Source organism: Sagittula sp. SSi028 (assembly GCF_048553715.1).
GTDB lineage: Bacteria > Pseudomonadota > Alphaproteobacteria > Rhodobacterales > Rhodobacteraceae > Sagittula.
On sequence record NZ_JBLZNC010000013.1, the window covers coordinates 33411 to 45218 of the forward strand.

The 11808-nt window shown below is 49.8% G+C and carries 10 protein-coding genes; 1 reads left to right on the top strand and 9 read right to left on the bottom strand.

The genetic code is table 11. The features are described 5' to 3' along the window. Window position 1: 1 nt before the first annotated feature. The 7 genes from ACN5AZ_RS17390 to rfbD all read right to left on the bottom strand — a co-directional run bounded on the left by ACN5AZ_RS17390 (window position 2) and on the right by rfbD (window position 8220). On the bottom strand, window positions 2-727 hold the full coding sequence (locus tag ACN5AZ_RS17390) for a hypothetical protein (RefSeq protein WP_419430173.1): 726 nt from the start codon (window positions 725-727) through the stop codon (window positions 2-4). 46 nt (window positions 728-773) lie between these two features. After that, window positions 774-1418 (bottom strand): sulfotransferase family 2 domain-containing protein, encoded by a 645-nt coding sequence (locus ACN5AZ_RS17395; protein ID WP_419430174.1) that lies wholly within the window; start codon window positions 1416-1418, stop codon window positions 774-776. A gap of 18 nt (window positions 1419-1436) precedes the next feature. Further along, complete coding sequence (locus tag ACN5AZ_RS17400; protein ID WP_419430175.1) at window positions 1437-2909, bottom strand: lipopolysaccharide biosynthesis protein; 1473 nt, start codon at window positions 2907-2909, stop codon at window positions 1437-1439. 150 nt (window positions 2910-3059) lie between these two features. Next, window positions 3060-4169 carry a glycosyltransferase family 4 protein gene (locus ACN5AZ_RS17405; RefSeq protein ID WP_419430176.1) on the bottom strand — a complete coding sequence of 370 codons (1110 nt, stop codon included), beginning with the start codon at window positions 4167-4169 and terminating at the stop codon, window positions 3060-3062. Window positions 4170-4831: 662 nt separating this feature from the next. After that, window positions 4832-5758: a hypothetical protein gene (locus ACN5AZ_RS17410; RefSeq protein ID WP_419430177.1), complete on the bottom strand. Its 927-nt coding sequence runs from the start codon at window positions 5756-5758 to the stop codon at window positions 4832-4834. A 750-nt stretch (window positions 5759-6508) separates the two neighbouring features. Next, window positions 6509-7381 (bottom strand): glucose-1-phosphate thymidylyltransferase RfbA, encoded by an 873-nt coding sequence (gene rfbA / locus ACN5AZ_RS17415; protein WP_419430178.1) that lies wholly within the window; start codon window positions 7379-7381, stop codon window positions 6509-6511. Continuing rightward, window positions 7378-8220, bottom strand: a complete 843-nt coding sequence (rfbD, locus tag ACN5AZ_RS17420; protein WP_419430184.1) for a dTDP-4-dehydrorhamnose reductase — start codon at window positions 8218-8220, stop codon at window positions 7378-7380. The genes rfbA and rfbD overlap by 4 nt, the downstream gene beginning before the upstream one ends. 166 nt (window positions 8221-8386) lie before the next feature. On the opposite strand from rfbD, the gene ACN5AZ_RS17425 reads away from it, so the two are divergent. After that, window positions 8387-9019, top strand: coding sequence for an NYN domain-containing protein (locus tag ACN5AZ_RS17425; protein WP_419430179.1), 633 nt, complete (start codon window positions 8387-8389; stop codon window positions 9017-9019). A gap of 383 nt (window positions 9020-9402) precedes the next feature. On the opposite strand, the gene ACN5AZ_RS17430 is transcribed toward ACN5AZ_RS17425, so the two are convergent. Next, entirely contained in the window at window positions 9403-9705 is a 303-nt protein-coding gene (locus ACN5AZ_RS17430; RefSeq protein ID WP_419430180.1) for an H-NS family nucleoid-associated regulatory protein, read from the bottom strand. Window positions 9706-10004: 299 nt separating this feature from the next. After that, window positions 10005-10151, bottom strand: a complete 147-nt coding sequence (locus tag ACN5AZ_RS17435) for a hypothetical protein (RefSeq protein WP_419430181.1) — start codon at window positions 10149-10151, stop codon at window positions 10005-10007. Window positions 10152-11808: the final 1657 nt, after the last annotated feature.

The following is an 11808-nucleotide window of genomic DNA, read 5'->3' on the forward strand; positions in this document are numbered from 1 at the left end:
TCTATTTCTTTGTGACGCGGATTTTCTCAACAAGTCTCAGGGCTCTTTCGATTTTTACATGGCGAAAATTCTCAGAAACCACTATACCATTAGAGCGAGTACGTGAAGCTCTAGCTCGAATAAGTCTAGGCGCGATTCCATTATTTTCCAAAGAGAACCGAAGTAACAGTTCGGCGTGCAGAGAGCGCTCTAAAGTCTTGCAAAATTTATCCGCATTGTCGATCCTAAGGCCATAAGCTTTAATAGCTCGGCTACCCGACACTACTGCAAAACGGTCATTATAACCGCGGCCCCAGTGCTGCCACCAAGGTATCATAGCAATATCTCTATTTTTGGCTGCCAATCTAATATACGGCTTTATATTGTCGTGATATGTCAAATCGGGACGTGCAAATACAACGATATCCGGGCTCCACTTTAGAGCCTCTTTTGTTACGCAATGAAGCGACCAAAGCTGATGAATCAAATTTCGAAGAGACTTAAATTCGTCACGCCAAGTGTCGCCAAATTTGGAAAATTTTTCCAACTCCTCCATTAAGAATGGAGTGTCGGGGCTGCTTAAATGCAAGCTGTCGAAGTCCAAAAGTTTATGCTCTAGAGGATCTAATGGACCGGCTTCGTTCGATCGCTTATTTTCAATATAGTGCTGTGAGTAAAAGTGGCCGAAAATTTTCATGTCACCACTGGATGCCGCCGGGTCGACTATATTATTCTCGATGGATGACACCGTATATGAAAGCGACCTCGTAATGCCAAAAAAACACAAAGCTATTTTAGGTTTGGATTTCCGAGTCATATTTGAACCTAGTCATGTCCGCGCTGTAGAAGTCTTCGATTTCTTTTCGCCTTTTGTTGAATGCTGCCTCTATCACGGGTTCATACACTGATTTCTTTGACTTCGAGCGAATGAAGGGTAGTTTAAGCGCTTCCATAAAGCTTGGGGCCCGATGGACATCTAGCTTTATCAGTGCTTCATTAATACCATTTTCTTCCAATTTATGTACTTGACATTCTCCTGATGATGGCAAGAAGTCGCACTGAGGCCTAATGTGGTTATCAAACGCACATTTGGACCGGTTATAAGCCTCAAACATGCTTCCAATCCAATCATCGGGATCTTTTAAAGTTCTATTCTGCTTTCGCTGCCAATAATACTCTGACTTAAAGCGATCAAACGGGTGGCGAACTACAGTAAACAATTCAATTGTAGAACTTACATCTATCAATTGCTCGTATAATTCAGCATGGAGGTGTTGTGGCGATATTTTCAAAAACCCACTCTCCGATACTGTGTACCCATTCAAAATTAGGGAAAGGCGCCAACCATTTTTCTTCGCGGAAGATTCAATGAATGACCCCCCTGTTTTGGGAATGTGGATGAAGAAAAAATGGCGGTTTCGCTTCGAGAGTAGTGGCAATGGTCTATCCTATTAGAATTAGTCACGTCGATCTAGTTTGCCTCGACTTTCACGATTAGGAATAGAAGATATCAAGCGGATCGCCAAGTCAAGATAGACAAGAAATGCGGCGGTGGCAAAAGAAACCCATATTGTGATAATCCCAAACGGAGTGGAGTTAAGTCCAAGAACGTAGTTGATACAAACCGCAATAGCAGTTGCAGTTAAACTTGGGGATATCGCCAATAAAATTTGCGACACGGACACATCTACATAGCGTCGCATCGCATAATAGCTCATTATTCTCATAGATACGAAGGATATAAACATGGCTCCTGCCGCACCATTTATTCCGAACAAATAGACGAGCGCTAACATCAAGGGGAGCCCTATCAGTACCACGTTTATTAAAGATATCTTGAAAAGCTCTTTCACTCGACCTATGCCCTGAAAAACTTCTGCAGCGGGGCCTGAAACTGCATAAACGACGCCCCCAAGAGCAAGAAGCTTGGTTGGAACTATGGCAGCAAGCCACTCATCCGGAAACAATCCTTCAATTATAACACGTCCAAAAAAAATCAACGTTAGAGATATTGGAAAGAAGGCTAGGGTCATGGCTCGGGTAATTGATAAGTAATGCACGCCAATTCGTGATGGCTCATCTTGCATTCTGCCGTATATCGGTAACATTACCCTGCTAATTATTCTGGCTATTTGTGTTCTAACGTTCTCCGTTAGTGTGTACGCCATGGAATAGACCCCTAGCGGCGCCGCACCCAAAAACGCACCAATTAAAATAGTATCTTGATTGGTTCGAATAAAATACAAAACCCTAGATCCAAGCATAAAACAGCTAAAGCTCATCACTTCCCGAATGGACTGAAAGTGGAATCTCATCCTAGGCGACCATTTCGAGGCTCGAAAAACAGCCAATGCTCGCACCCCATGATAAATAATATGTTGAATTATTAGAGCGTAGATGCCAGCCCCTAGAAATGCAGACGATACCGCGATAAAAGAAGACCCGACGCTGGCCGTTATTTCTGCCTTTGCAATCGCGTCGAACTTTAGCCGCCTTGTCAGAATTATTTCTGGCACAAGCGAAATGCTTTGGAAAAGTATGCACGGAGCAATTAAAAGAGCTACCCCTAAAACCCTATCATCTTGAAATAGCGTCGACATTAGGGGAACACCTAAAAATATATAGAGAGCCCACCAAGCCACTCCTCCTGTACATAATACCCAAAAAGCAGTGTGATACCTGATTGCGGTGTGGGAGTCGCGACGCCTCTGTATAAGAGCACCCTGCAAGCCGAAATCTATTAATATTCCGATCAATCCTTGGAAAACAAGCACCATAGAAATGAGGCCGAAGTAATCTGGCGCAATGATTTGAGCTAGGAGTAATCGAGAGGAAATTGCCAGCCCTTTTGAGCATATTAAATTGACGGCATTCCATTTAATGCCCCGTCGGGCTAAAATTCCGGTTAGCTTTTCATTGATCTGGGGCACGATATGTTCTGCTTACTCTTTTGGTGACACGCTCTACGTTTGCAGGTGTATTTTATGCGCAATAAAATCGGCGACATTTCTCTATAAAGGTTACATAGCCTTCTAAAGGGTGCAAGCTTTACATACACCGCCCCTGTGCATCTGGTTTTTTTACTTCAGGGTTCCAATTTCTAACATGTACGAATTTATTACGTGCTTCTCGTCATATTTTTCCTCAACATGCTTTCGACTTTCTCTGGACATAAGTTTGCGTTCATAGTTGCTTAACTCCATAAAAGATTTCATGGCAGCTACCAAGCTTGCTTCACTTCTGGGCTCGACCAGGTACCCGCTCTTCTGGTTTAACACGACATCACGGCAGCCTGGCATGTCGGTAGTGATAACGGGTCGCCCCGTTGCCGCAGCTTCCAGTAAAGCCCGTGGCGTGCCTTCGTTGTAAAAAGATGGCAAGACCACACAATCTGCTTCTTGTATGAACGGGTAGACTTCTTTTTGCGCTCCTAAATAATCAATATCCCCATCAGCTAACCATTGGTCTAATTGTCTTTGCCCCACACTACCTTTGCTATCTTCGTCCAGTGGCCCTAGTATTCGAAATTGAGAGGTGGGATACATCTTTTTGAGTGTCTTGGCGGCGTTTACGTATTCTTTGACTCCCTTATCCCACAAAAGGCGAGCTATTAGAATAAATATTGTTTCGCTTTTACCCGTTCGCAAAGTCGTGTATTTATATCGATCCAAGTCGACGCCGGATCCGGGCAGTAGCTTCACTTGTTCCCGTGTTGCAATTTTCGATTTTATTATGATGGATTGATCACTTGTGTTTTGAACGAATACCGTCTTTGCTCTTAAAAGCGCTGCGCGATATATACATTTTATCATTATCTGGAACGGGCCTTTTCCGTTGAATGCGGGACCTAGCCCAGTTATATTCGGTATAAAGGGCGTATTATAGGCGCTGCATGCCAGGCCAATATATATATTGTTTTTGATTGTGTAGCTCAATACCACATTCGGCTTGATGGATCTGACCACCCTGAATATTTTGATGAGCACTTTAAGTTCAGCAATGGGAGATGTCCCGCTGCGGCTGATTTTTATTGGTACGTGTATACAGCCAAGTTTTTCTATGTCGCTGACATATTCATCTTGCGGGGACAAAACATAAACAGTACAACCTTCGTGGATTAGTCTTTTGATTAGACCCTCCCTAAAGTTTGCAATTTTAAATGTTGTATTTCCAGTGAGAACTACCTTCACGCTTATTGCACCTCTTCGGATTTCACGACTATATCGGGATTAGATTTTGATTTCGCTTCTAGACGCTATATTGCAACTTAGGCCGCTCGCTTTATATAGCATGCCGAACGTGATCCTCCGAAGCATCATATGGATGAGTTTCCGTGAATGCTTTTGGCGCATTTTGAGTTTTGCATGCGCGCCTACGACTTTAAAGTTTTGATGCAATGCTGTTCTTACTCTGATACCTCATTTATACAAGGTTGCTAGTGTACCTAGCACCACATGATCTGAAGTGATCATCCATTAGTTGAAGACGACTTTCATTTACAGTGCTTCTTGTGCTCGCGGGATACTACATTCTGCGGCTTGATGAAAGCAAGCTGTTATAAAAATAAATAATTATAAGGTGAATTTTAACTAATGGCGCTCAGTGAAAATTATATTTTCTTGAACGGATTAAGTAGCTTGGTGTGTATTTATATGGTTTCGCTGTTGGGTAAACGCGTATTTGATATAATTTATTCGGGCACCCCTTCAATACGCTGAGCCCCACTTGGAAATAAATGTTCAGGGCAGATTTGAAACCGCTAAATTCTACCATATGGCAAGGCCGAGCTAACAGTTCGCAATGACAGAATGGCGCAAACGTCTGGCTTTAACATGCCGCCCCAAACGCATCGTCATTCATGCTTTATCTTGAACCTATATTTATTGATGCTAGCTGAGAACAGCACTAGGAACATGAAGAATATTACATTAGACAATGACAACGTTGATGTGGAGAAAAACGACACCAATGCCGATATTGATAGCGTTGCTGCCGCACTTCGACCACCGCTGCGTATCATCTCATTTATGACCTTCACATAAACGAACGATATTAACATCATAAGAGGTACCCCACCCCAGACCAGCGTCGTAAGAAATACATTGTGTGGGTCATTGTATTCTTCGGAATACAACCCGAATGCCAAAGGACTTAGAGTGTTGTAGAATTGCTCCAAACTGATGTAACCAATTGGGAAATTATGTATATTGGATACAACTGTAAACACCATCGAGCTTCTGGCGAGGTTGCTGGCGGTCGCCTCGACTAAGCCATCGCCAAAAATAAAACTAAATCCGATACCAAACATACCTGCGATGTAAGCTAGAGGGAAGATCAAGAAAACAAATGGTCGCTTGGATATTCTAAACTGCGCATATTGAAGTGCAAAAATTATTAAAGCGACTTGGAGCGCCCGACTATTTAAAGCGTCTTGAACCATCCAGCCGGCGAGGAAAATAAAAGTGTATACAAAAAACCCATTCCTAACTCCCAAAATAGCAGGTAGTAAAGCTACAACGATAAAAGATCTGACCACTCCTTTGCCTTCGAGGCTTATGCCTGTGGTTAACAGGACGCCAAGCATTGAGATGCAAAGCAGGACAGGCGTAAGTCCTTTCATCTGAATATCTGTCAATATAACAAACGACATCGCCAATATTAAGACTTTTAGTACCATCTCCAAACGAAACCCAACTTGCCCTGCCAGCGGGAGGAAACTTACCATTAGAATTATTGCAAGTAATAGAAATGCGCGACTTCGACTCATCACCACGCTCATGACTCACTCCGTACAGATGGCGGACAGTAGACCTACCAAGTTAGGTTCATCATTTTAATCTTATAAGTTTCAGTTTTCTAGTGATCTTGCAAAACTCGCCTCACTGAAATCGCATTTCGTTTTTAAGCCCCGATCGGCGAAACTTTTCGGTTATTTAGCAAGCACATTCTTTCAGCACAACTGTACCGGCTTAGATCTTTCGAAGGCTGTAACTCTTGAGGTGATTGGAGCGTGATGAATAAGGAAGTGAACATGTACCTACCTTTATCGCGCGAGCCGGCCGTATAGAAATCTCCAGATAACTTGGTTCCGCAAAGATCTTGTTTGGTAGGCGGCAATGTTGATCGCCGTCAAGATCGGTGGCTTGGTTAATATGATTAGCGTACTAGGCCGAAAAACGGGGGATAGAGAAATTGTCAACTTTGGTGACAGCTATAGCAACGCTGGAAGCGGTGGGTTGAATTTATAATTTCCGCCCCTCCCGATTATTGAAGATATCGAGCCTCCAAAGGTAAGTTTCTATGTGGTTGGAAACCGATGAAGTGATTGTAGTTAGAGACAAGGGACCTCTATGGCGAACGTGAAGCGGCTTAGAGCGCTGCCATTTTGCGCATTTCCCTCGCAGTCGGTGATGAGTTGGTATACACTTTAGTCTGGTATCTCGACAATTATGACGGCGTGGTCCAGTGCCCAGGCCAAGGCAGCACCATCTACAAAAGCGGCGCCGCTTAGACGCTGCCCTCGCCCTGCTTAGTTCGCCAACTGTTTCAGATAGACGCCATAGGCAGTTTTGCGGAACAGATCGGCCCTCGCCAACAGCTGTTCGCGGTCGATCCAGCCGTTTTCAAATGCGATTTCTTCGGGGCAGCCGACCTGCTGGCCCTGACGCTCGGACAGGGTTCTGACGAAATTGCCGGCGTCCAGCAGGGACGCATGTGTGCCGGTATCGAGCCACGCATAACCACGGCCCATCTGCGCCACGTTCAGCGCGCCATCCGCCAGATAGCTTTCGAGCAGCGTGACAATTTCCAGCTCGCCGCGTGGGGAGGGGGTGACCTGACGGGCGCGTTCGGGCGCGCTGCTGTCGAGAAAATACAGCCCCGTCACAGCATAGCTCGACGGTGGGGTGTCGGGCTTTTCGATGATCTGTTTCACCGTGCCATCGGGGGCGAAATCCACCACGCCATAACGTTCGGGATCGGCCACGCGATAGCCGAATACCGTGCCGCCAGCTTCCTGTAGATCCGCAGTCTGCAGCGCATCGGGCAGGCCGTGGCCAAAAAAGATGTTGTCGCCCAGAACCATGGCAGACGGTGCGCCATCCAGGAACTTTTCTGCCAGAAGATAGGCCTGCGCCAGACCGTCCGGCGAGGGCTGTTCGATATATGTCAGGGACAGGCCCCACTGGCTGCCATCGCCAAGCGTGCGGATGAACTGCGCCTGATCCTGCGGCGTGGTGATGATGGCGATGTCACGGATGCCGGTCAGCATCAGCACCGACAGCGGATAATAGATCATCGGCTTGTCATAGACGGGCAAAAGCTGTTTCGAGACGCCCATCGTGATCGGATAAAGCCGTGTGCCGGATCCGCCAGCCAGAATGATCCCTTTGCGTTGCGTCATAGTCCAAGCTCTTTCAAAGTGGCGGCAAGACCCGCTTGCCAGTCGGGTTGTGTGATGCCGAAATCTGCTTTCAGTTTGGCGCAGTTCAGGCGTGAGTTCAGCGGTCGTGCTGCCGGCGTCGGATAGTCCGCGGTGGGAATGTCCGTGACCCTCACATGCCGTCCGGCCTGTCGAAAGATCTCGCGGGCGAAATCGGCCCAGCTGACCGCAGGCCCGCCGCTGTAATGATATGTGCCGCCGGCCTGTCCGGCCTGCATGGCGCGGGCGCATGTCAATAGCGTCGCGGCAATGTCGGCTGCAGGCGTCGGCCCGCCGATCTGGTCGCTGACAATGCTGAGCGCGTCACGGCTTTCGGACAGGCGCAGCATCGTTTTGACGAAATTGCCACCATGGGCGGAAAACACCCAGGACGTGCGCAGGATAAGCGCTTGGGCCCCGCTGGCCCGCACGGCGTCTTCGCCCGCCAGTTTACTGTGTCCGTAAACATTCAGCGGTCCCACAGGATCGGTCTCGCTGCGGGCCAAGCTGCCGCTACCGTCAAAAATATAATCGGTCGAGACATGCAGAAACGGAATGCCGCGCTCGGCACAGGTTCGCGCCATCTCGGCCGGTGCCTCGGAATTCAACTGTTGCGCCTCGGCGGTTTCCGTCTCGGCGCGGTCTACCGCAGTATATGCAGACGCATTAATTACCACATTAGGGCTGTGATCTGCGATTGCCTGTGCGGCTGCGCCGGGCTGCAAAAGATTTACTTGTGCCCGTCCCAAGCCGCGCAACGCGGGTGCCTTTCGCGCCAACTCCTGCGCTACCTGTCCATTGCGGCCAAAGATCAAAATCATACGCATCGCCCATCTATGTCACAGCGCAGTGGTTACAGCCTTTTGTTGTCAGTTGAAAGCGCACTGACATGCTGCGGTGTCTCCATCAACCGTGTTTCGCTTCTGATGGCGCTCAACTAAGTCAAAATTTCGCCATAGCTTTGTGGATTTAGAGTTTGAGGTTTGAATGAACACATTTGTGGCGGTTCTTGTTGATGGGGACAACATCAGCGGGAAGTATGCGGAAGAGATTCTGTCGATTGCGGCGCAATATGGCGTGCTGCAAGTCGTTCGAGTTTACTGTGACGTCCGCCGAAATGGCGAGTGGCATGATGCTATGGGGTACCGGATGCAGCATGCTGGTATTGGCAAGAACGCGGCAGATCTTTTGCTTGCTGTGGATGCGATGGAGCTTTCCTTGGCCAATGGAATCGGATGTTTCGTGATCGCGACGTCTGACGGGGATTTTTCACATGTGGCTACTCGTCTGCGAGAACGGCGCGGCAAGGTGATCGGCATCGGTGAGGCGAAGGCGCCTATGGGGTTTCGGGGGTGTTGTAGCGATTTCGTTGAAATTGGTGTGCGCACGCGGCAGGTGGTGCCAGAGGTCTCATCGTTTGCATCTGTGTTGGACAAAAGAATTCATGCCGTGATTTCTGAGCATAGCAAGAACGGTGGGGGGGGCGCCTTTGCGATCTCGGGTTACAGATGCATCGGCGTCACGGGGTGCGCATCAGCACGTATCCGGAGGGTTGGCGGGGATATTTGTGTGCGCGGCCGACGTTATATGACGTTGACCCCAGAGGTGCGGATGCGATAGTGCGCTACCTGCCGGAAGGCTTTTGACATGCGGCTTGAACGTTCGCTCCGAGGCGCTGGGGAGCGCTCCGAGGCGCTGGGGAGGTTCGGGCTCTTAGTCCTACCGGATGTCGTCAAATTCCCTTGAGTTGGGAAATTGTCTTCCCCAAGCCTTTTGAAGCCCTTCCCCTTGTAGGTGCTTAGGCTATGAGGCATTATCGAACTAGAAAACACATTATTTGCTATGCGCTTACTTGGTTTCGCTTTGAAAGATGCCGAGCTCCCTAACTGGTGCTCACTTCAGATTTGAAGGCTTCGCGAGGATAGCCCCCTTCTGGCTGGCATTTACTTGAATAAGAGTCACCCCATCTTCGGGGTGCTCTATTTTTCCGATTTCCTTGCGGATTATCCGACGGCGAGTTCATCGGCGGTTTTGCCATTTTCGATGGCTTCGATGAACCATTTTGGTTGGCGGCCACGCCCGGTCCAGGTGAGTTCTGGGTTTTCGGGGTGCTGGTATTTGGGTGCGCCTTTTGTTTTTGCGCCTTCGGTGAGTTCTGCGAGAGAGAAGCCCATATCCCGGGCGACGGCTTCAGCTGCTGCGCGGGCTTCAGCTTTGCGTCGTGTTTCAAAACTTTTGATGGCTTTGGAGACATCCTTTTCGAGCTGCTTTAGCTCGTCCAGGGACATGTTTTCGAGATCCGCCATTTTTTCCTCCGTGGAATTGTTTCGCCAATATGGAGGGTAAGTGCGATTTATCCAAGTAGGATAAATGTGATCATGGCGTGTTAATTGATTGATCTGTGCACTTTCAGTTGAGTTTATGTTTGCTTTCGAGCGGGCAGGGGGCGATCGGCGATCCATCAAAGCGCGCAGGCCTTTGCCGAGCTTGAGTGTCTTTTTGGGAGGCGGTGGGCTATGCGGCCGGGCACCATATCGGCGCGGCCGTACAGTTTTTGCCAATCAATCTGATCGCTTTATTGCGATCCGGCTCCGATTTTCGGGCGTTAGCTCGCCGCAGTAGCGGGCGCAGAAACCGGCATGCCGGCGTAGATTGTGGAGCCTACGCTGACTTGCATGCGGCCGTCGGGCAGAAGTTTTTCGAAGAGGCCTTGGACGGAGATGTGCTGGCCGATTTTAATGGTTTTGATCATTTGCGTGCCTCGAATGACGGTGGGAGGTGTCGGCACTTTGCCAGTGCTTCGTTAATGTTCGTGAGAGTGCTGCGTTGTTAGAAAGGATTGGGGAATTTGACAATCCCCGATTGTGCGCGGCGATCGCTTGAGTGCCGCTTTGTCGCGGGGTGGGGCTCGCGCCAAGGGTGCAGCCCGTCATCGTGCCGATCGTGGGGTGACTGACCTCAATGCTGTGGTGGCACCGAGCCTCGGCCTCTCGTAGCGGCGCAGGAAGGGGGCTGCGAAAGCCCGTGGCCCAACCCCTTCAATCTGAGACGCGGAGCCTCTAGCGGCCCCTGCGGCCCTCTCAGGCGCGCCTCGCTGCGGGGTCTTGCGGGAATGCGCGGTCGGGATGGCGCGCGGCGCAGCTCTGGAGGGAGGGTGGCTCCTCGCGGGATGACGCGTGATGCCTTGAGGCGAAAATCGCCACACGGGCGCGGAGAGGCTGTCTGTGGCGTCGTTTTGTGATTTTGGCACCCTCTGGCAGGAAAATTCACCTCCGCCTATCTGGCGGCCCTGTATGGCGCTCTGGCGCGCATTCTGAGGGTGGCTCGTCGGGGCGTTTGCACTTTGCGGCTTCGGGCACTTCACGGAGGCGACCCCCGCCAGAGGCCGGCGTTACACTTTTTGCCCATTATTTCAACGACTTGATGCTAGCTCCCAAGAGGCGTAACACTTTTCGGCGCGCCCGGTGTTACGCTTTTCTTGTTTTAAATCAATTAATTGGCGATCCGTAACAGCCGTAACGCCTCGGCGGCGGAAACTGTGTTTGTGTGTGTGCGTATGTGTGTATGTATATGTATATATCTATCTATATATCTGTTACAAATATAGATAAATACAATTATAGTAGACTTTTCAGAGACTTAGGGTGTAACAAGTCGGTGTTACAGGCCGTTACGCCTGTTACAACCTTGTTTTTGCTGGATTTTTATGTCCGGTGGATTTTGTAATTTTGGCGCGCTTTTCGACATTTTGCGCAATTTTGGCCAGATCCGTCCCCGGAAGGGCAGCGTAACCCTTTGTTTTTATGGCTGTAACAGCGCAGCGCTGTTTATCGGACTTTCGAGGTCGGATTTGGGGGCGCGCAACGCAGGATTTGGGCAGATCGGCGGGTCTCGGGCCGGAGTTTTCGACCTCGCGGGGGTGCGTTTCGGGGAGTGAAGGGGTGTCATGCGTTACGGCGGGGCCTTTGGGGGGCGTTGACCCTTGCCATGACGCGCTGTCATCCTGTCAGGCATGTGACGGGGATTGTGTGCCGCTGGACACACGCCGCGTGATCCGAGGGTGGCCGCACTGTCAATGACCGCAAGGGTCTGAGCCCTGTGGGCCTGACAGGGTCGTGAAGGCCGGTGCTGCGCATCGAGGGGTGGCGAAGAGCGGCTGCGGCCGCCAAGTGCGGTCAGTGTGGTGTCCAGTGCGACGGCGCGAGATGCGGGGGATGTCACGGGCCTGCGGGTGGTCGAAGGGGGTGTCGAGCGCTCGCGCGAGGCGGGTGCCGGATGTGTTGGGTGGCGTTGGCGGCAGCGCTGCGCCTGATAATTGGTATTATGTATTTGTGTTATATTATAACACTTTCTGCTTCCGCGCGTGCCATCTAGGAGGTTTTCAACGGCCGTTATACGGTGCATGTTGC